Genomic DNA, 21,685 nt, shown 5'->3' on the forward strand with positions numbered 1-21,685 from the left:
TTCACCTCCAACACACCTCCTGTACACCTGCTCTATTCCCGATACAATCTGGATGAGCTTTAAAAAACAAAACCCGCTGTTTTGGCAGCAGGCTTCGTTTAGCATTTTTTGTATAATTACATCAGATCAAAACCGATATCTTCCCGGAAGTATTTGCCGTCAAAATAGATGCGTGCTGCATCTGCGGTTGCAGATTGCAAGGCTTCAAACTGACTATCCTGTAAGCTGGTTACGGCCAGTACGCGGCCGCCATTGCTTTTAATGATACCTCCTTCAGAAAGGGTTCCTGCATGAAAAACAGTCGATTGTCTGACATTATCCAGTCCGCTAATGCTTTTGCCTTTCTCGTAGGTTCCGGGATATCCGCCAGCAACGATCATTACGGTTGCTGCATTTTTAGGACTGATGCGGATTTTTACATCCTTTAATTTTCTTTGAGCTGTGGCTTGGAACAGTTCTACCAGGTCGTTTTCTATACGAGGCATAACACTTTCCGTTTCCGGATCACCCATTCTGCAGTTGTACTCGATGATCATTGGCTTATCGCCTACTTTGAACAAACCAAAGAAAATAAAACCCGTATAGTCTATTTTGTCTTTCTTCAAACCATTAATGGTTGGAATGATGATGGTCTTTTCTACCTCAGCCAGGAATTTCTCATCCGCAAAGGGAACAGGAGAAACTGAACCCATGCCGCCGGTATTCAAACCTGTATCGCCCTGACCAATGCGCTTATAGTCTTTCGCTTCCGGTAAGATCACATAATTTTCCCCATCTGTTAATACAAATACAGAAAGTTCGATTCCCGTTAAAAACTCTTCTATAACAACAGTTGTTCCGGCATCGCCGAATTTACCGCTAAGCATCAGTTTAAGTTCTTCCTGAGCTTCGGCCAGATTGTCTATAATCAAAACCCCTTTTCCAGCGGCCAACCCGTCAGCTTTTAAAACCACAGGAAAGCTGTGTTTTTCCAGATAAGCTATTCCGCTTTCCAGTGTTTCCTTGGTGAAAGACTTTGATCCAGGCGTAGGGATGCCGTGGCGTGCCATAAATTGTTTGGAAAAGTCTTTGCTGCCTTCCAGGATTGCGCCTTCCTTTTTTGGACCAATTACAGGAATGGCTGCCAGACTTTCATCCGCAAGGAAGAAATCATGGATGCCATTGACCAGCGGGTCTTCGGGCCCCACTACAACCAGGTCTATTTTTTCCTTCAGGACCAGATCTTTTACTGCAGGAAAATTGTTCGGACTGATGTTAACGTTTTTTCCGTAAGCAGAAGTTCCGCCATTTCCAGGGGCAATGAAGAGTTGTTCACATTGAACAGACTGGCTCATTTTCCAGGCCAAAGCGCTTTCTCTGCCGCCAGAACCTAATAGTAAGATATTCATCTATGTTGTATAATTTGTGGTTTTCAGCAAATATACCGCTTTAACTAAATTATTATAGTTAAAGTTTTAGATTAAAAGTACCAGGTACGGATACCTGTAATTTCCGGATCTTAGAAATAATAGATTAAGAGATGTAATTTTAGGAGCTGTGCTGACGACTTACTATAAAAATTAAAATGATGGATAAAGTATTTATCGAAATGATAAACGAACATCGTGGGATTATTTATAAGGTGTGTCAGCTCTACTGTCAGGACAAGGAATACCAGAAAGATCTTTTTCAGGAAATTGTTTTACAGCTTTGGAAATCCTTTCCCTCCTTTAGAAACGAAGCTAAACGGAGTACCTGGATGTATCGGATTGCATTGAATACAGCCATTACCAGTTTTAGAAAGGAAAAGAAGATCCCGCCGCAAAGAACCATTTCCAGTGCTGAATTTGAGATCCCCGACCTCGGTTCCAATCCGGACGATCATGAACATATGGGTTTGTTAAAGCAAGCTATTGAACGACTCAGTCAGATTGAAAAAGCGGTTATCCTACTTTATTTAGAAGAAAAAAGTTACCAGGAGATCGGGGAAATTATGGGAATCACTAAAACGAATGCCGGCGTGAAAATTAACCGGATAAAAATAAAGTTAGAAGGTATTATTAAAACTGCAGAAAATGAACTTAGATGAGCTGAAAGGAGCATGGAATGCTTATGGTAACCGGGTAAAGACATCGGCCGATATTGAAGGGGAGGCGATTGCCAGTATGGTGAGGGAAAAATCTGGCTCTGTGGTTTCCAGGATACAGAGAAGTTATATTTACGGGATTTGTATGGCCGGATTTTATGCGCTCTGTTTTGTTGCGCTTATATTGGGCAATGCTTTCGATTATACCTATCCTCTGGAGTTCATACCACTTTTACTCATGCTGGCTTGTTTTATTGTGGTGCTCGTTTTATTACTATATGCCCGTGCCGGACTGAAGCGTGCCGATCTTTATTTGCAAAGTCCACAGATATATCTTGATGAGGTCATTAAAGCTTACTGTAAACCTCAACGGCTTTTGTTCTCTCTGGTGGTGCTTGTTTTTGTTTCCAGCAGTATCCTGATCCCTTTGACCTTTTTGCCGAGAAAACTGGAACATGAGGGTGTCTGGAACAGTTTGGCCCAAGTATTCCTGCCCTTGGTTATTATCGCTGCAGTTTATTTGGCTGCCAAAAGAATAGGCTATCTAAACAAGAAGCAGTGGTATGGTTTTAAGACCAATCTGGAAGAGCTGAACAAGTTAAAACGATTGGCTTCTGAACTAAAAGATTAATGGGTGTGCCGGTTTTTCTTTTACCTCTAAAGAAAGAATGTTAAATAAAGTCATTAGACTAAAGCAAAGTACAGGATATTTTGTAATTTTAGCGCCCGACAACTGCCAATCTGACTTATAGTTTGCTGTGGCTTGGTTGTTGTAATTTGATGATTTTAAAATAAATAAACACAAGCATAAAGAGATGTTAGGATTTTTAACCAAGGTATTTGGAAGCAAATCAGAAAGAGATATTAAAGCCATACAGCCAATCGTCATCAAGATCAATGAGGAATACGCTAAGCTTTCAGCATTATCTAATGATGAATTAAGGAATAAAACAGTCTATTTTAAAGATGTTATTGCCAAAGCATTAGCAGATATAGACGGTAGAATTGGCGGACTTAAAACAGATGCAGAGCAATCTGAATTGTCGTTGGCTGAAAAAACAGCTTTGTATGATCAGATCGATGCGCTGATCAAAGACCGGGATAAAGAACTCGAAGTGGTATTGTCTGATATCCTTCCGCAAGCTTTTGCTGTAGTGAAGGAAACCTCCAGACGTTTCTCTGAGAACCAGTTTCTGGAAGTAACTGCAACCCAGTTTGACCGGGATTATGCAGCAAGAAAGAGCAATGTAAAGATCGAAGGAGATAAAGCCATATGGGCCAACCATTGGGATGCTGCCGGTAATGAGGTGGTATGGAATATGGTACATTACGATGTGCAGCTGATTGGTGGTATTGTATTACATAGCGGTAAAATTGCGGAGATGGCTACTGGTGAGGGTAAAACCTTAGTAAGTACACTTCCTGCCTATCTGAATGCTTTGGCCGGACAAGGTGTCCATATCGTTACGGTGAATGATTACCTTGCCCGTCGTGACTCGGAGTGGAATGGTCCTTTATTTGAATTTCATGGTTTAGCGGTAGATTGTATTGACAGACACGAACCAAACTCTCCCGAGCGTAGAAAAGCTTACCTGGCAGATATTACTTATGGTACCAATAATGAATTTGGTTTTGACTACCTGCGTGACAATATGTCGCAGGAACCAGGCCAGCTGGTACAGCGCAAGCTGCATTTTGCCATGGTGGATGAGGTCGATTCCGTTTTGATTGATGATGCGCGTACACCATTGATCATTTCAGGACCAGTTCCTTTTGGAGATCAGCACGAGTTTCATGAATTGAAACCAAGGATTGAGCGTCTGGTTAATGCACAAAAAGAATATGTAACCAAAGCTTTAAATGAAGCTAAAAAATTAATCAATGATGGTAAAGCCGGAACCGAAGAGGGTGAAGGTGGATTGGCGCTGTTAAGAGCACACCGTGGTTTGCCAAAAAATAAAGCACTGATCAAGTTTTTAAGTGAAGGTAGTGTGAAACAAACCTTGCTGAAAACGGAGAACCATTATATGGCAGATCAGTCTAAGAACATGCCTAAGGTAGACTCTGAACTGTATTTCTATATTGATGAGAAAAACAACCAGGTAGAGCTTACCGAAAAAGGTATCGAACTGATCACCAAATCCGGTGAAGATCCTCATTTCTTTGTTTTGCCTGATGTGGGTACAGAGATTGCCGATATTGAGAAATCAACTTTGAGCAGTGAAGAAAAGATTGCCAGAAAAGATGAGCTGATGCGTGATTATTCAATCAAGGCAGAGCGTATCCACTCGGTAAATCAGTTGCTGAAAGCCTATACCTTATTTGAGATTGATGTTGAATACATTATTGATGAAGGTAAAATTAAAATCGTAGATGAGCAGACAGGCCGTATTATGGATGGCCGTCGGTATTCTGATGGTTTGCACCAGGCTATTGAGGCTAAAGAAAACGTAAAGGTAGAAGATGCTTCGCAAACTTATGCGACAGTGACTTTACAGAACTTTTTCCGGATGTACCACAAGCTTTGCGGTATGACGGGTACAGCAACAACAGAAGCTGGTGAGTTCTGGTCTATCTACAAACTGGATGTGGTAGAAATTCCTACAAACCGGGTGATCTCCAGAAAAGATCATCAGGATTATGTATACCGCACCATTCGTGAAAAATATAATGCAGTGGCAGAAGAGATCGTTCAACTTACACAAGCTGGGCGTCCTGTACTGGTCGGTACCACTTCAGTAGAGATCTCAGAATTGCTGAGCCGTATGCTGAAACTGCGTGGTATCAAACACAATGTACTGAATGCGAAAATGCACCAGAAGGAAGCGGATATTGTTGCTGAAGCTGGTCAGGCCGGACAAGTAACCATTGCCACCAACATGGCGGGTCGTGGTACGGATATCAAGCTTGGGCCTGGTGTTAAAGAAGCCGGAGGTCTGGCGATTGTAGGTACCGAGCGTCACGAGTCCCGTCGTGTAGACAGACAGCTGCGCGGTCGTGCCGGACGTCAGGGTGATCCAGGTTCTTCTCAGTTCTTCGTATCCCTTGAAGACAACCTGATGCGTTTGTTTGGTTCTGAAAGAATCTCTAACATCATGGTAAAAATGGGTATTGAAGATGGAGAAGTGATCCAGCATTCTATGATCACCAAATCTATTGAACGTGCACAGAAAAAAGTGGAGGAAAACAACTTCGGTATTCGTAAGCGTTTGCTGGAATACGATGATGTGATGAACTCTCAGCGTTCTGTGATCTATGCAAAACGCAGAAATGCTTTGTTTGGAGAGCGTTTGGATGTGGACATGAACAATATGGTGTTCGACGTTGCAGAAGATATCGTTACAGAATATAAAGAAGAAGGAAATTACGAAGGGTTTAAACTGGAAGTGATCAAAAACTTCTCTTTGGATACTTCAATTACAGAAGCAGATTTCAGTGCAAGAAATATCCATACTTTAACGGATAAATTGTTTGAAGAGGCTGCAGCCTTCTATGCCAGAAAATCAGAAGGCATGATCAACCAGGCTATGCCGGTATTGCATCAGGTGTTTGAAGAACGTGGAGAACATATTGAGCAGATTGTGATTCCGTTTACTGATGGTTTACGCAGTATCCAGGTTCCGGTGAACTTAAAAATGGCTATTGATAATAATGGACGTGAAGTAACCAAAGCTTTCGAAAAAACAATTGTTCTTGGCTTAATTGATGAGTCGTGGAAAGAGCATTTGCGTGAAATGGATGAGTTGAAACAATCTGTACAGAATGCGGTATACGAACAAAAAGATCCATTGGTTATCTATAAAATGGAGGCTTTTAACCTGTTTAAAAACATGCTGAATGCGGTTAATAAAGAGGTAGTAAGTTTCTTATATAAAGGTGGTATTCCTGTACATCAGGAAGCAGAAGATCTTCGTGCCCCTCAGGCGCCAAGACCTGCACCCAGCCGTTTAAAAATGTCTAAGCCTGAGTTTCAGCAAGGCGGTGGCGAAGCGGTAATGGAAGATACCCGTGAACAAGTGCCTCAGCAACCGGTACGTAAAGAGGTTACCATTGGCAGAAATGAGCCTTGTCCTTGCGGAAGCGGCAAAAAATACAAGAATTGCCATGGTGCAGGATTGTAATTTGTAATAAACATATAGAATGCCGAGTTTTGTAAGAAATTCGGCATTCTTTTTTTATAGCCTTTTCATGAAACCTGTATAAGCCTGCATTAAAAAGTATTGCTTATGTAAGCTTCAGCACTGTGAAAACCTAATTTAAATGAAAGTAGTTTATACCTGTTTGTTTTGTTTGTTATGTGTTCCTGTATTTGCCCAGAAAAAAGGTGAGGTCATTATTATTAAAGATCCGCTGATTGACAGCATGATCGAGAAAAGACTGGAACTCAGCAAAAAGACAGCTCCTGCGACGATCAAAAGAACTGGACCTGTAGTGGCACAAATGGGATATAGAGTGCAGGTTTTTTACGGTTCTGACCGAAGAGAGACCTTCCGGGAGCAAGCCAGGTTTAAGACCCTTTATCCTAAATTAAATACCTATATTACCTACAGGGAACCCAATTATTATCTGAGGGTGGGAGATTTCAGGACACGCCTGGAAGCGCAGCGTCTCATGAATGCGCTCCGGCCTAATTTTCCAACGCTTTTCATTTTCAGAGAAAAAATTAATGCCCCTACCTTAGATTACAGCAATGATGATTAAAGATCAGATACAAGAACAGGCCGCCCATATCTTTGATGAAGTGGTGGCTTCACGCAGACATTTACACGCCAATCCGGAACTCTCTTTTAAGGAATTTGAAACTTCTTTATTTGTACAGCATAAATTGAAATCCTGGGGCATTCCTTTTACGACTATGGCCAATACGGGGGTAGTTGGGATGATCAAAGGAGATTTACCTTCTGATCAGGTAATTGCGCTGCGTGCAGATATGGATGCTTTGCCTATTCATGAAGCGAATGACAAACCTTATGTTTCTAAGAATAAGGGGGTAATGCATGCCTGTGGTCATGATGTACATACTTCTTCTTTATTGGGAACGGCTTATATTCTAAACCGGCTTAAAGCAGAGTTTGCAGGAACCATTAAACTGATCTTCCAGCCAGGAGAAGAGTTGCTGCCCGGTGGAGCAAGCATTATGATTAAAGAAGGGGTACTGGAAAACCCTAAGCCTGATCATATCATTGGTCAGCACGTGATGCCTTTTATTGATGCTGGAAAAGTGGGTTTCCGTTCGGGAATCTATATGGCTTCTACAGATGAATTGTACGTTACCGTTACTGGAAAAGGTGGCCATGGAGCACAACCTCACCAGAATATAGATCCGGTGTTGATTGCATCTCATATCATTGTAGCCCTGCAGCAGATTGTGAGCAGGAATGCAGATCCGCGTTTGCCTTCGGTACTTTCTTTTGGAAAGGTGATCGCTAACGGGGCAACGAATATTATTCCTAATGAGGTGAAACTGGAGGGGACCTTCAGGACTCTGAACGAGGAATGGCGTGCAGAAGCGAAGCGTTTAATGAAAAAAATGGCCGAAGGGATTGCTGAAAGTATGGGTGGAAGTTGTGAATTTAAGATTATGAATGGCTATCCTTTCCTGGTGAATGAACCGGTACTTACTGATCACGCGCGTGCTTATGCAGAAGATTACCTGGGTAAGGAAAATGTGCTGGACCTGGACATCTGGATGGCTGCGGAAGATTTTGCCTATTATTCACAGGTCACCGATGCTTGTTTTTACAGATTGGGTACAGGTAATGCAGAAAAAGGAACCACCTATTCGGTACACCACCCTAATTTTGATGTGGATGAAGACGCACTAAAGGTTTCAACAGGCTTGATGGCTTATATTGCATTAAAAGAATTGGGCAATTAATACTGTACGGAGGCGTTGAATAGGGCAGGGATGAAGAGGTTACTTTTATTGAGCATAGGACTGATGGCAATGGTTAAAGCCAATAGCCAGGAGATTAAAAGGTTTAACCCGGATACGATACAAACCATCCAGCTGGATTCTACAGTCAATATTACGGCCAGAAGACTCAGTGTGCAAACCTTTATTGATGCGGTGACCACCGACACCAGTTTCTACAGGGCCTTCCGGGAGATGAAAAAATATGGGTTTATTGCCGAGAACCGCATCTATACGTACGATAAGAAGAACAAGGTGAACGGCAGGATCTTCAGGAAGATCAGGCACAATACCACGGCTCCCCGGCTGGAATACCTGGTCAAACAGGATACTGGAAGGGTGTACAAGAAAAACGGAAAGTATCAGTTGTATACCGTAGAGATGTTTGACTATATCTTCATGAATGCCTATCAGTCTGAATTTTCAGATGAATCTTTTGGAGGGAAGGCTGAAGGATCCAATGCAAGCTATAAGGATAAGCTGAAGACCCTGATCTTTTCGCCGGGAAGACCGGTCAAAGGGCTTCCTTTTATCGGTAGCAAAACCGAAATCTTTACGCCAAATATGAGGCAGTATTATGATTATACTTTCTATAGTGGAACCTACCTCGATTCTATTCCGGTGTACCGGTTCAAGGTTTCCATTAAACCTGATCTGAGCGGCTGGACAAAAGACGGCTTGATGATCAAAGAACTGACCACCATTTTCGATAAGCGGAATTTTGAGATTCTTGGCCGGTATGTGGATATGAAATACAGCAATATGTTGTTTGATTTTAATGTACAGATGAATATTGAAATGAGTTATTTTGGTGAAGTCAAGCTGCCTTCAAAGATCTCATACCAGGGCAACTGGAATGTTCCGTTGAAGAAGGAAGAACGGGCAAGTGTACTGGTTTTGCAAAAAGATTACCATAAATTTATACCATTAAAAGAACAATAAAATGATTAACCAGGCTACGATAGACAAGATCATGGACACCGCTCGCATTGAGGAGGTGGTTGGTGATTTTGTGGCCTTGAAGAAGCGCGGCACAAGTTTAATTGGCAATTGCCCTTTTCACAATGAGAAAACGCCTTCTTTTAATGTATCCGTAACCAAAGGGATTTATAAATGCTTTGGCTGCGGTAAGGGGGGGGATTCGGTCCATTTTATTATGGACCATGAAAAGTATTCTTACCCGGAGGCTTTAAAATACCTGGCTCAGAAATATAATATAGAGGTTGAAGAAACCGTACAGTCTCCACAAAACCTGGAAGCACAGAATGCAAGGGAAACTTTATATGTGGTTTCGCAGTTTGCGGCAGGCTTCTTTGCCGAGGAACTTTGGACAGGGGCAGATGGAAGGGCCATTGGTTTAAGTTATTTTAAGGAGCGGGGCTTCAGGGAAGACATCATCAAGAAGTTTGAACTGGGTTATTCTCCTGATGTTTGGGATGCGCTGACGCTTAAAGCGGTAAACAGCGGGCACAAAGAAGAGTACCTGGAACGAGTGGGTTTATCGATCCGTAACGATAAAGGGAAACTCTATGACAGGTTCAGAGGACGTGTAATGTTCCCCATTCACAACTTTACCGGTCGGATTATTGGCTTTGGCGGACGGACTTTAAAGACCGATAAAAAGGTACCTAAATATGTCAATTCACCGGAGAGCGATATTTACCACAAATCCAATGTGCTGTATGGTCTTTTTCATGCTAAAAAGGCCATCCGGGATACGGATAACTGCTACCTGGTAGAAGGGTATGCGGATGTATTGTCTGTGCATCAGGCTGGTGTGGAAAACGTAGTCGCTTCTTCAGGAACCTCTTTAACTACCGAACAGATCAGGCTGATCAGCCGTTTTACGCAGAATGTGACCATTTTGTACGATGGAGATGCTGCGGGTATAAAGGCTTCCCTGAGGGGATTGGACATGATCCTGGAGGAGGGGCTGAATGTAAAGGTGGTCAACTTCCCGGATGGACATGATCCGGATTCTTATATGCACCATGTAGGCTCGGGTGCCTTTAAGGAATATATTGAGAACAACCGCAAGGATTTTATCCTGTATAAGGCCAATACCTTACTTAAGGAAGCTGGAAATGATCCGATTAAAAGAGCGGGCATTATCCGGGATATTGTAGAGAGTATTGCGAAGATCCCGGATGACATCAAGGCTTCTGTTTTTATCCGAGAATGTAGTCATCTGCTCCAGGTAGAGGAAAGAATTTTGCTTTCGGAGCTGAACAAAATGCGGGCGGCAAAATTCAAGAAATCCGCATCTTCAACGCCTTCACCTTCTGCTTCGCCTTATGAGGACGGCCCTCCGGATAATCTTTTTGAAGATGGTGCACCAGGTGTTCCTGCAGAAGCGGTAGAAAGTAGAAATGAAACCGACATTCTTCAGGAGCAGGAAATTGTGCGGCTGCTGCTGACTTTTGGTCATGAGCTGGTGAGCTGGGACAATATCGACAACATGTATATTGGTTCTTTTATCATGCAGAATCTGTCTGATGTTACTTTTGAAGATGGTGTATGTGCGAAGATCATAGCGCACTATAAGGAGGAAATAGAGAACGGACATTTGCCTGTAGCCAGTCAGTTTATTAAAAACCCGGACAGGGAGATTGTTAACCTGGCGATTAATTTGTCTACTTCACCCTATAGCCTGAGTGAGAACTGGTACAATAAGCACCAGATCTATGTGAGGGATGAGACGGTGAATTTAAAGGCAACAATTCTGAGTGGGATCTTTCACCTGAAGAAAAGAAAGGTAGACCGTATTTTGTTAAACCTGCTGCAGGAAATCAAAAATGAGCAGGATGCAGTGAACCAGGAAATCCTGATGCAGCGTTATTCTTTTATTAAAGGGGTAGAAAGGGAAATCTCCAAGTTCCTGGGTTCTGTAATTTTGAAATAATGGCGAAACACATCGACCTTGGGAAATATGGCGAGGACCTGGCTAAAGATTATCTGGAAAAGAAGGGCTACAGAATTTTAGAGCGGAACTGGGTGTACGGCAGGGCAGAAATAGATTTGATTGCCTTCTGGGAAGGACAGATCATTTTTGTGGAGGTGAAGACCAGGCGTTCTGCTGAGCATGGAGAACCAGAGGATTTTGTGGATTGGAAAAAGGAAAAGCAACTGGAATTCGCTTCACTGGAATATATAGAGCGGAAAAACCACCAGGGGGAGATTCGTTTCGACATCATTGCAATTGTGTTTGAAAATAAAGAACTTTATACGATAAATCATATAGAAGATGCATTTTGGCCAACTTAGGATAAAAAAGAATCTCCTCGCTTTTTGCGTGGCAATGGGCGTTACTTTTACTTTCGCTTGCAAACAGGATAAAGGGGCGGCCAGCATAGGCTTTAAGTCGCCTGAACAGGGTAAGGCAGTAGGGCAGGGAGAAGACGTTAAAATTGAGCTGGATGTTCCTGCAGGTACGCAGGTTACAGCGGCAACCTATCTGGTAGACGGTAAGGTTGTGGGCTCGAAAAGTAATGCCGAGGCATTTACTTTACATACGAAAGAGTTGCCTTTAGGTTACAGGCTGGTTTCTGCAGTGGTAGAGCATTCTGGAAGTAAAGACACCCTGACGGTGAATATGGAGCTGAAATCAGCCCTAAAGCCTACTGAGTTTGGCTATAAGGTGGTGAATACGTTTCCGCATGATACCACTTCTTATACACAGGGACTGGAATTCCACGAGGGTAAATTCCTGGAAAGTACCGGAGAATATGGTTTTTCTACGTTAAGGTGGGTAGACCTGCAATCGGGCAAAGCTTTACAAAAGATCAGCCTGGATAAAAAATATTTTGGAGAAGGCTCTTCCCTGGTGGGAGACAAAGTGATCTTGCTGACCTGGCAGGAAAACACGGGTTTTGTATACGATGCAAAGACCTTTAAACAAACGGGAACCTTTTTGTATCAGAACAGCCGTGAAGGCTGGGGCCTGACTTTCGACGGGCAAAGGCTTTTGAAATCCGATGGGACCAATAAGATCTGGTTTTTAAACAAGGAGACTTATCAGGAAGAAGGGTTTATTGAGGTTTATGACAATAAAGGACAGGTAGACCAGCTAAACGAACTGGAGTATATTGATGGTAAGTTGTATGCCAATATCTATCAGACAGATAAAATTGCTATAATTAACCCATTAACGGGCGTTGTAGAGAGTTATATTGATTTGACGGGTATTCTTCCGGCAAAAGATAGATTTTCGAATACAGACGTTCTAAATGGTATTGCCTGGGATGCAAAAGGGAAGAGACTGTTTGTGACCGGGAAGAAATTCGATAAGCTGTTCCAGATTTCACTGGTGCCGAAGAAATAATTTGCCGTCCCGGCTGTTACCGGGAGGACAAATTTATTTTTTGAGTAGGCCTTATTTTTTTGGTTTTTTAGGCTCGCTGATGTACCCGTAGAAAGAAATGGGTTGTCTGTTGTTGTTGGTCACACTTAGTGTGGCATAGCCGCTTTCCGATACGTCAAGAATCATTTTTTGACTGTCTTTGACGTCTTTAGGAATGATGGTGATGGTCCAGCCGCCTTTTTTCTTTTTGGTATTGGTATAGGTAAAGTCTTTGGACTTAAATTTTATTCCGGAATCGTCGGGATTCATGGTTGCGGTATATGCCCGGCCATAATAAGGCAGATAAGCTACTATGCTATCTTTTTTAATGGTCAGGTCATATTGAGATCCACTTAAATTGATGTTCCCGGCTCCTCCCGGATTGTTCATTCTGTTGAGCACCCGGCTAACATCCATGTTGGCCATAGGCATGGCACTGGTGGCCTGAAAAACGAAATCCTGGTCTTGTACTACCCGTTGGGTGGTCGCTTTATCTGTCTGCGCTATAGACGGTAAGGTCAATGCGATGAGCAAAATGCTTAATATATTTTGAATTCTTTTCATGTTGATATAGATTATACTATGAATATAGACATTTTTTTGCGTGAATGGTTTAAAATACAAGGGGATAGGTAAACAAAAAAGGCGCCTTTTGGGCGCCCTTTTTAAAGTATTGTGCTGTTAATTGAAATCAGCAGCTTTCAGATCTGTATTGAGTTTGATCTCTTTTATTGTGATCACAAATTCCTGACTGCCCTGAGGGGTTTGTACAGATTGGACCATTTTAAATGGAAGCAGTACATTGTCTACTTTGCGATAGTCGCTGTATTCAATCGTCTGATTAATGTCTGTTCCATTTGCTTTTTTTGTTTTTTCTTCTTTTACAAGGTAGCCTGTAGCGATGTCATAGTACTCTGTAGTGGCTTGACCAGAAGGGGAGGTCACGATCAGCTTATAAGCGTCGGCTTGTCCAACTTTGGCAGTGCCGGCAACTTCAAGTTTGTTTCCTGCGTAGTTAAGCTGATCAAAAAGGCCTTTTCTGGCTTTCTTCTCTGCAAGCTCTTCAGTACCCAGGTCTTTTTTCTGTCCCATCTGGCTTTGATAACCTGATGTTCCGTTGAAGGCTTCTTTCATGACGATGTTTCCACCCATAGAAACTTCATTGCTTTCCAGGTTTGGTGCCAGTTGTTTGATGTTTAAGGCCAGCTTTTGTCCTTGTATCTCAAAGTCTGCAGTTTGAACAATAGAGTTTACTTTTTTTAATGCAGCTTCTCCACCGATTGCGCTGATGTATTTAGAGAGAATTTCAGCAGCAGACTTGTTGACTGCAGCAGGTGTGGCAGATGCTGTAACAGGTACGGCATATTTGTCAAACGATTTTACGGTAAATCCGCGTTTCTGAAGCGCAGGGACAAACTGATCTGCTTTACCAACGATGATTACACGGGCATCATCATGTCCAAAGTATTTCTTGCTCACCCTAAGGATGTCGTCAGCAGTAACAGCGTTGATCTTTTGCAGGTAGGTGCGATAAAAATCCTTTGGAAGGTTATTGATCAGGATGTTGCTTGCAAAACTGGCGGTACGTGCCGGATTTTCCAGTCCAAGGGCAAAGGTTCCGTTATACAAGTTTTTTGCGCTTTGAAGTACTTCCGGGCTCACTTTTTCTGTGCGCATGACATTGATTTCCCTTAAGAATTCTACCACAGCGCTGTCTGCTTTCTCATTTCTTACCGCTGCATTTGCATTGAAGGCAGATTGGAAACGACCTGAACCCGTAGAGGAATAGGCACCATAGGTGAAGCCGTGTTTTTCTCTCAGGTTAAGAAACAGTTTGGAGTCGGCTCCGCCACCCAGGATTTCATTGGCCAGTAAAACCGCATGGTAATCCGGGCTGCTCACCGGTAAGTCGATCAGATTGGTAACTGTAATTTCAGCCTGGGCTGCATTAGGTACATCTACCACATCTATTTCCGTTTTTGCCGGATTGCTCACTTTGGTCAGTACAGGAAGACTGAGTGCTGAGCCTTTCCAGTCTCCAAAAGCTTTAATGGCTAGTGCTTTTGCTGCTTCTGGTTTGATGTCACCTACAAAGGTTAGATAGCCCCTGGAAGGGGTAACCAGCTTTTTATAAGAGGCTTTTACATCGTCTAAAGTGATAGAATTGATGCTTTGCTCGGTCTCAAACTCTCCAAACGGGTGCTTGCTTCCATAAGAAAGTGCGTTGACTACTCTTCCGGATATGGCTTTGGCACTGCGTTCGTTCGATTTTAAGCCGGTAAGAGTTTGCGATTTCAGCTTGTCAAAGGAAGCTTGAGGAAAAGAGGGGTTTCTGATGGCGTCGGCCATTAACAAAAACGCACTGTCGAAATAACGGCTCAGCGCAGAAACACTTCCTCCGCTGGCAGAGGCGGATACTTGTGCGCCGAGCTGATCTACGGCTTCATCAAACTGTGCTTTGGTTTTGGTGCTTGTACCTTCTCCAAGCATGCCGCTCAGCAATCCGGTTACACCTGCTTTTGATCCTTCTGTGATCGGGCCGGCATCGATGCTGTAGCTTGCAGATACTTTTGGTAATTTATGGTTCTCTACAACCAGTACAGTAATGCCATTTGGCAATTTGTAGGTTACTGGATCAGTAATGGTAATGATGGGTGCAGGGCCTGGTTTTGGTTTTTGGCTCCTGTCTAATTTTTGCGCTGAGGCTGTATGTATGGATATTGCGGCCAGTGCAAATAGGAATATCTTCTTCATGGTCATCTTAAAATGGTTAGAAATTCTATTTTTTAGGTAGGTAATAAAGGACTACACGCTGGTCTTTGTTCAGGTATTTGCGGGCAACATCTCTGATCTCTTCCCGGGTGATAGACCTCACAGTCTCTAACTCTTGATTGATGTCATTGGTGTTTTTGTTGTGAAAAGTATAGCCGTTGGCCAGATTTTCAGCAACGCCGATCATTCTGGTGTTTGCACTTACATAGGCATTTTCAAACTGGTTCTGCAGTTTCTTGTAATCAGATTCACTGATCAGATTGGTTTGCAGGTTAAGAATTTCTGTATCTATGTCTTTAAGCAGGTCGTTTAGCGGTGTATTGTTGTTTGGAATGGCGAAGGTAATATAAGCGCCATAGTCTTCCAGGGTATAGTTGAAAGCCCCAACTTCAAGGGCGGTTTTTTTCTCATCCACCATTTTCATTCTCAGTCTGGAACTGCCACCACCGGATAAAATGGAGCTGACCATTTCAAGCACCTTATTGTCGCGGCTTTTCATGCCAGGTACACGGTAAGCAGACATGATGGCCGGCAATTGTATGTTTGCATCGTATGCGGTATCAATGATCTGTTTGGTGATGGGTTTCAGCTCGAAAGTTTGTTTAACCACCTCAGCGCCTTTTGGAACTTCATCAAAATATTTGGCGATCAAAGCCTTGGTTTTTTCAGGATCGATGTCTCCCGCAATGGTTAGAACAGCATTGTTCGGAACATAGTACTTTTTGAAGAAAGCAATGAATTCTCCGAGTTTGGCTGCATCCAGGTGGGCCATTGAGCCGATGGGCTGCCAGCTGTACGGATGGCCTTCAAATAAATGGGTGAAGATGTTTTCTGCGAACTTTCCATAAGGTTTGTTGTCAATCCGCATGCGTTTTTCTTCTTTTACCACTTCGTTTTGAGTTTTAACACCCGCCTCATCAATTTTTGGGTGGAGCATGCGCTCACTTTCCAGCCAAAGACCGAGTTCCAGTTGATTGGAAGGGAATACTTCATAATAGAAGGTTCTGTCCTGGGTGGTATTGGCATTGTTCTGCCCGCCGTTACTGCTTACAATTTTCATGAAATCACCACGTTTCATGTTGTCGCTTCCTTCAAACAAGAGGTGCTCGAAAAAATGGGCAAAACCTGTCCTATCGGGGTTCTCATCTTTAGACCCCACATGGTACATTACAGAAACAGCGACCACGGGTGCTGTTTTGTCTTCATGCAGGATCACATGAAGACCGTTGTTCAGGTCATATTCCGTGTACTTTACCTTTTGTGCAGACGCACTAAAGCAAAGACCGGAAATGGCCAGCGTCAATAAGAGATTTTGTTTCATTGCAAATCAGTCAGTTGTTTTATGATAATTGAGTTTAGTTGATTATCGCCAGTTTTTGTATTGATTGATCAGTCCGTTGGTTGATGCATCGTGGCTGGATACTTCCTGGTCATCTTTTAACTCTGGCAGGATGCTTTTTGCCAATTGCTTGCCCAATTCCACACCCCACTGGTCAAAACTGAAAATGTTCCAGATGATGCCTTGTACAAATATTTTGTGCTCATACATGGCGATTAGACTGCCCAGCGTGTAAGGTGTTACACGTTTAAGTAAAATAGAATTGGTTGGCCTGTTGCCTTCAAAAACTTTGAAGGGGGCGATTTTTTTTATCTCTTCTGCTGATTTACCTTCTTTTTTTAATTCTTCTTCTACCTGTTCTTTCGTTTTTCCGTTCATCAGGGCTTCTGTCTGCGCAAAAAAGTTAGACAATAAGATCGGATGGTGCTGGCCAATTGGATTGAGACTTTGTGCTGGTGCAATAAAATCGCAAGGGATCAGACGGGTGCCCTGGTGAATCAACTGGTAGAAAGCGTGCTGACCATTGGTACCTGGTTCACCCCAGATGATCGGTCCGGTTTCGTAAGTTACATCATGGCCGTTACGGTCTACATGTTTTCCGTTGCTTTCCATGTCTCCCTGCTGGAAATAGGCTGCAAAGCGGTGCATATACTGATCATAAGGGAGTATGGCTTGTGTTTCGGCATCAAAGAAGTTGATGTACCATACGCCAATAAGACCAAGTATAACAGGGATATTGTTTTCAAAAGGGGTATGTTCAAAATGCTGATCGGTAGCATGTGCTCCCGCCAGTAATTGCTTGAAATTGTCAAAACCGATGCTCAGTACAATTGGAAGTCCGATGGCGCTCCAAAGTGAATAACGTCCGCCTACCCAGTCCCAGAATTCGAACATGTTTTCAGTATCGATTCCGAAGCCTTCTACGTCTTTTGCATTGGTAGACAGGGCGGCAAAATGTTTTTTAATATCTTCTTGTTTAGCCCCTTTTTCCAGCAACCAGTCTTTTGCCGTATGGGCATTGGTCATGGTTTCTTGTGTGGTAAAGGTTTTTGAAGCGATCAGGAACAAAGTTGTTTCCGGATTTACAGCTTTGAGGGTTTCTGCAATATGGGTACCGTCAATGTTGGAAACAAAATGAAGGTTCAGATGATTTTTATAGGCTTTTAAAGCTTCGGTGACCATAACGGGTCCAAGGTCTGAACCGCCAATACCGATGTTAACGACGTCTGTGATGGCTTTGCCTGTATAGCCTTTCCATGCGCCTGAAATAATGGCTTCACTGAATTTTTCCATCTTGGCCAATACTTTATTCACGTCCTCCATAACATTTTTGCCATCTACGAGGATGCTTTTACCGCCTTGATTTCTTAAGGCAATATGAAGTACTGGTCTGTCTTCGGTCTGGTTGATCCTTTCTCCGCTGAACATGGCCTTGATGGCTTCATCCAGTTTACATTCTTTGGCCAACTGCAGCAGCAAGGCTAAAGTGGTGTCGTTGATGCGGTTCTTCGAAAAGTCAAGAAGGATGTCTTCGAATAGTAGAGAAAATTTCTCAAATCGTGCATTATCTTCTGTGAAAAGGTCTTTTAAACTTTTCTCATTGATATCAATAAAGTGATCTGCCAGATATTTGTAGGCTTCTGTTTCTGTGAAATTTATTGTTGGTAGCATAATATTGGTGTTTCTGTAAATGTAAGGCTTTATTTTATTTGATAGAATGGAGAAAGCTGGATTTAATTTTGATTATATTTATATGATAAAACATAACGTATTCACCTAAAAAAAACTGCTATGTTAGAAAATTTAAAACAACTGGTTACTGAAAGCGCTCAGGATGCTATTGTAAACAATAGTGAGGTTCCTAATGAACATAATGAGGCAGCCATTCAGGCAGCCTCCGGATCTATTTTTGATACGCTCAAGGATCAGTTGTCTTCTGGAAATATAGGAAGCCTTATTGATGCTTTTAAAGGTGGCAATGTAGCCAATAGTGATGTTGCCCAGCAGGCGACTTCGAGTTTCACGGATAAACTGGCTGGATTGGGCATTAATGCGGAATCGGCTAAAAATATTGCTTCTTCCCTAATACCTGGTATCCTGGATAAATTTGTGAGCAAAACCAATGATCCGAACGATAGTTCATTTGATATTAAGGATGTATTGAGCAAAATTTCTGGTCCGGATGGCAAGTTTCAGTTGTCTGATCTGACCGACCTGTTTACCAGTAAGGAAGGGGAAACAGGGGGCATCATGGATAAATTAAAAGGACTGTTTTAACTCCTAAAAACAACTGTTTTGGAAAAGGCTGTCTAAAGATTGTTTAGATAGCCTTTTCTATTTTATATCTTTGGGCTATGACTAAAGAACAAATTCAGGATTTAAGGGACAGAGTAGCGTCGCTGAGGAGGTATCTTTGACGTTGATGACCGACTAGAAGATATTCGTATTGAGCAGGAACTTACCCTGCAGCCAAATTTTTGGGACGATCCTAAAAAGGCGGAAAAACACATTGCAGAAATTAATTCAAAGAAAGTGTGGACTGATGGCTGGCAGAAAGCAAATGCGCTGTTGGAGGATACGCAGATCATTTTCGATTTTCTGCAGAGTGGTGATGCCACCGAAGAAGAAATGCAGGAGCAATATGATCTTTGTTTAAAAGCGATAGAAGAGCTTGAGCTTAAAAATATGCTTAAGAACAAGGAAGATCAGCTTCCGGCTGTAATGCAGATTACAGCGGGTGCCGGTGGTACAGAAAGTTGTGACTGGGCTTATATGCTGATGCGTATGTATATGATGTGGGGCGAAAAAAATGGGTACAAAATCACGGAACAGGATTACCAGGAGGGGGAAATTGCTGGTGTGAAAACAGTGACACTTCAATTCTCCGGAGAATTTGCATACGGCTATCTGAAAGGAGAGAATGGTGTGCATCGCCTGGTCAGGATTTCTCCGTTTGACTCGAATGCCCGCAGGCATACTTCTTTTGCTTCGGTGTATGTTTATCCCCTGGTAGATGATACCATAGAGATAGAGGTTAAGGATTCTGAGATAGAGTTCGAAACTTTCCGTTCCGGTGGTGCTGGTGGGCAAAATGTAAATAAAGTGGAAACGGCTGTGCGTTTATACCATAAACCCTCTGGTATCGTGATTAAAAACCAGGAGTCAAGGTCACAATTACAGAATAAAGAAAACGCCATTCGTTTGCTGAAGTCGCAACTGTATGAAGTAGAAATGCGTAAACGTATGGAAGCGACGGCATTGATAGAAGGGAATAAAAAGAAAATAGAATGGGGCTCACAAATCAGGAGTTACGTGCTGGACGACAGGAGGGTAAAAGATCACCGGACAAATTTCCAGTCCTCTAACCCTCAGGCTGTATTGGATGGTGATCTGAACGACTTTTTAAAAGCATACCTAATGGAATTTTAATCATGAAATATTTAAGCACTTTATTTATGGTTGTTCTGATGTCGGCAAACAGCTTAATGGCACAAAAAGTTGAACCTCTTTATCCTGGCATAATACCAGGAGCGAAACCCGTACCTTCTGATTTTAAGGAGGTATCCACGCCAAGAAAACAAGGGGGTGTCATCATAACCAAAGTATCTGAGCCAACGCTAACCGTTTATCAGGCACCAAAAAATAAGGCAAATGGTACTGCGGTCATTATTTGTCCTGGTGGCGGGTATTCTGGTCTGGCCATTACACATGAAGGTTATGATGTGGCAAAGAAATTTAACGAGATCGGGATTACGGCTTTTGTTTTAAAATACAGGTTACCAGATACGGCCATTATGCTGGATAAGTCATTCGGTCCTTTGCAGGATGTGCAGCAGGCCATTTATAAAGTGCGTAATGAGGCAGGAAAATGGAATATAGATCCGGCTAAGGTTGGGATTATGGGGTTTTCTGCCGGGGGGCATCTGGCCTCTAGTCTTTCTGTACATTATATGGATGTGAAGATCCCGGCTGCGAGTCAGGTGAACCTCAGACCTGATTTTTCGATACTGATCTATCCTGTTGTTTCTTTTTTGGAATCGCCTCATACAGGCTCGCTCAGGAATTTGATTGGAAAGGATGCTTCTATGGAACAGAAAGAATATTTTTCGAATGAGCGGAGTGTCAACGCAGAAAGCCCTAAAGCTTTTCTGGTACAGGCTGCAGATGATGCTACGGTTCCGGTAGAGAACAGTATCGTTTATAGCCAGGCTCTGGTAAAAGCGAAGGTTCCGGTAGAAATTCATATTTATCAGGCTGGTGGTCACGGCTTTGGTTTGAATAACCCGACCACTGCCGATCAATGGTTTGACCGTTTGATAAACTGGTTAAGCATGAATCATTTATTGAAATAGGCTAAACCGGGCTGCTGTTTAAAATTTCCTGCAATTCTTTTAATTCCTGAACTTTTTCTGCGGAGCCCAGGTTCTCGTAGGCTGAAATCAGGTTTCGGATGACTCTTCTAATGATTTCTACATTGCTGCAGGGGGCATAAAACCCCGGCTGCGGTTCCAGGTTGAGTTGTCTTAGAAACTGGTCGACATCGTGTTTTCCAAAGATAGCCCCCTTATTGAAGGCATTGATGTAGAACAGGACTCCAAACTCATGCTCTTCTTTCTTACTTTCATCTATATAACCCAGAATGAAGTGTTGAGGCAGGTTCACGCCGTATACCGGAATATCCAGTTTTTGGGCTATAGTAGAATAGATAATGGCTAAGGAAATTTGGTTCCCCTTTTTACTTTCCAGTACCTGATTGATATAGGAATTCTGAGGATCATGATGGTTTTTTGTGTTTCCGGAAAAACCATAAATGCTGTAGAAAATGTGATTCATGAATTTGATCCTCTCGATGGAACTCATTTCATATTGTAATCCCATCCAGATTTCCCGTTTAATTTCTTCTATCTGTAAAATGATTTTTTGTTCGTCGAGATCCGGGTACTGATACCTGTTGATCACAAGTGCTCCCTGAAGAAGGTCGAAGGCACCACTCTGGAACCATAGGTTAAGATCTTCTTTGACATTGGTGAACTGGATTCTATGAACAAGATTCTCTATGCGTTCCTGTACGAGCGTGTCAAGCGATTTTTCCCAGGTGCTTTCCAGATAATTGATCACAGCATTCCCATACTCGAGCAGGCGACGCTCCACGTGTTCATAAACCTCATTGTCCGGGTCGTCCAGAAGTTTGATCAATGCACTTATTTCTGTACTATTTTCCATTATATGCAATTCCAATTGTACGTTTGTCTATTT

18 protein-coding genes are annotated in these 21,685 nt (G+C 42.6%); 12 read left to right on the top strand and 6 right to left on the bottom strand.

From position 1 onward, the window contains the following. Positions 1-116: 116 nt before the first annotated feature. A complete protein-coding gene (gene purD, locus R2S08_RS13560) occupies positions 117-1,388 on the bottom strand; it encodes a phosphoribosylamine--glycine ligase (RefSeq protein ID WP_316835697.1) in 1,272 nt (423 codons plus the stop codon). A gap of 176 nt (positions 1,389-1,564) precedes the next feature. Here purD and R2S08_RS13565 point away from each other — a divergent pair, with 176 nt between their 5' ends. The 9 genes from R2S08_RS13565 (at position 1,565) to R2S08_RS13605 (ending at position 12,300) form a co-directional block, all read left to right on the top strand. Next, on the top strand, positions 1,565-2,068 hold the full coding sequence (locus tag R2S08_RS13565) for an RNA polymerase sigma factor (RefSeq protein ID WP_316835698.1): 504 nt from the start codon (positions 1,565-1,567) through the stop codon (positions 2,066-2,068). After that, positions 2,055-2,696 carry a hypothetical protein gene (locus tag R2S08_RS13570; RefSeq protein ID WP_316835699.1) on the top strand — a complete coding sequence of 214 codons (642 nt, stop codon included), beginning with the start codon at positions 2,055-2,057 and terminating at the stop codon, positions 2,694-2,696. The genes R2S08_RS13565 and R2S08_RS13570 overlap by 14 nt, the downstream gene beginning before the upstream one ends. Positions 2,697-2,880: 184 nt before the next feature. Further along, complete coding sequence (secA, locus tag R2S08_RS13575) at positions 2,881-6,186, top strand: preprotein translocase subunit SecA (RefSeq protein WP_316835700.1); 3,306 nt, start codon at positions 2,881-2,883, stop codon at positions 6,184-6,186. 139 nt (positions 6,187-6,325) lie between these two features. Continuing rightward, positions 6,326-6,766 (top strand): SPOR domain-containing protein, encoded by a 441-nt coding sequence (locus R2S08_RS13580; protein WP_316835701.1) that lies wholly within the window; start codon positions 6,326-6,328, stop codon positions 6,764-6,766. Continuing rightward, on the top strand, positions 6,759-7,943 hold the full coding sequence (locus R2S08_RS13585; protein WP_316835947.1) for an amidohydrolase: 1,185 nt from the start codon (positions 6,759-6,761) through the stop codon (positions 7,941-7,943). The genes R2S08_RS13580 and R2S08_RS13585 overlap by 8 nt, the downstream gene beginning before the upstream one ends. Positions 7,944-7,973: 30 nt before the next feature. Continuing rightward, a complete protein-coding gene (locus tag R2S08_RS13590) occupies positions 7,974-8,921 on the top strand; it encodes a hypothetical protein (RefSeq protein WP_316835702.1) in 948 nt (315 codons plus the stop codon). Between the two features lies 1 nt (position 8,922). Beyond that, positions 8,923-10,881 carry a DNA primase gene (gene dnaG, locus R2S08_RS13595; protein ID WP_316835703.1) on the top strand — a complete coding sequence of 653 codons (1,959 nt, stop codon included), beginning with the start codon at positions 8,923-8,925 and terminating at the stop codon, positions 10,879-10,881. Further along, on the top strand, positions 10,881-11,243 hold the full coding sequence (locus R2S08_RS13600) for a YraN family protein (protein WP_133783527.1): 363 nt from the start codon (positions 10,881-10,883) through the stop codon (positions 11,241-11,243). The genes dnaG and R2S08_RS13600 overlap by 1 nt, the downstream gene beginning before the upstream one ends. Then, complete coding sequence (locus R2S08_RS13605) at positions 11,224-12,300, top strand: glutaminyl-peptide cyclotransferase (protein ID WP_316835704.1); 1,077 nt, start codon at positions 11,224-11,226, stop codon at positions 12,298-12,300. The genes R2S08_RS13600 and R2S08_RS13605 overlap by 20 nt, the downstream gene beginning before the upstream one ends. Positions 12,301-12,351: 51 nt before the next feature. Here the strand turns inward: R2S08_RS13605 and R2S08_RS13610 are convergent, their stop codons facing one another. The 4 genes from R2S08_RS13610 to pgi form a co-directional block, all read right to left on the bottom strand. Then, positions 12,352-12,882 carry a DUF4251 domain-containing protein gene (locus R2S08_RS13610; RefSeq protein WP_316835705.1) on the bottom strand — a complete coding sequence of 177 codons (531 nt, stop codon included), beginning with the start codon at positions 12,880-12,882 and terminating at the stop codon, positions 12,352-12,354. A gap of 117 nt (positions 12,883-12,999) precedes the next feature. Continuing rightward, complete coding sequence (locus tag R2S08_RS13615; protein WP_316835706.1) at positions 13,000-15,072, bottom strand: insulinase family protein; 2,073 nt, start codon at positions 15,070-15,072, stop codon at positions 13,000-13,002. Positions 15,073-15,097: 25 nt separating this feature from the next. Then, a complete protein-coding gene (locus R2S08_RS13620; protein WP_316835707.1) occupies positions 15,098-16,411 on the bottom strand; it encodes a pitrilysin family protein in 1,314 nt (437 codons plus the stop codon). A gap of 42 nt (positions 16,412-16,453) precedes the next feature. Continuing rightward, complete coding sequence (gene pgi / locus R2S08_RS13625; protein ID WP_316835708.1) at positions 16,454-18,100, bottom strand: glucose-6-phosphate isomerase; 1,647 nt, start codon at positions 18,098-18,100, stop codon at positions 16,454-16,456. A 120-nt stretch (positions 18,101-18,220) separates the two neighbouring features. On the opposite strand from pgi, the gene R2S08_RS13630 reads away from it, so the two are divergent. The 3 genes from R2S08_RS13630 to R2S08_RS13640 all read left to right on the top strand — a co-directional run bounded on the left by R2S08_RS13630 (position 18,221) and on the right by R2S08_RS13640 (position 20,781). Next, positions 18,221-18,706: a hypothetical protein gene (locus R2S08_RS13630; RefSeq protein ID WP_316835709.1), complete on the top strand. Its 486-nt coding sequence runs from the start codon at positions 18,221-18,223 to the stop codon at positions 18,704-18,706. Between the two features lie 77 nt (positions 18,707-18,783). Further along, a protein-coding gene (gene prfB / locus R2S08_RS13635) for a peptide chain release factor 2 (RefSeq protein ID WP_316835710.1) occupies positions 18,784-19,858 on the top strand; the annotation gives its coding sequence in 2 pieces (ribosomal slippage) (positions 18,784-18,843 and positions 18,845-19,858; 1,074 coding nt in all). A gap of 2 nt (positions 19,859-19,860) precedes the next feature. Next, a complete protein-coding gene (locus tag R2S08_RS13640; RefSeq protein WP_316835711.1) occupies positions 19,861-20,781 on the top strand; it encodes an alpha/beta hydrolase in 921 nt (306 codons plus the stop codon). 1 nt (position 20,782) lies between these two features. Here the strand turns inward: R2S08_RS13640 and R2S08_RS13645 are convergent, their stop codons facing one another. Further along, complete coding sequence (locus R2S08_RS13645; RefSeq protein WP_316835712.1) at positions 20,783-21,652, bottom strand: transglutaminase-like domain-containing protein; 870 nt, start codon at positions 21,650-21,652, stop codon at positions 20,783-20,785. Positions 21,653-21,685 lie beyond the last annotated feature (33 nt).

Source organism: Pedobacter nutrimenti, from assembly GCF_032678445.1.
GTDB lineage: Bacteria > Bacteroidota > Bacteroidia > Sphingobacteriales > Sphingobacteriaceae > Pedobacter > Pedobacter nutrimenti_A.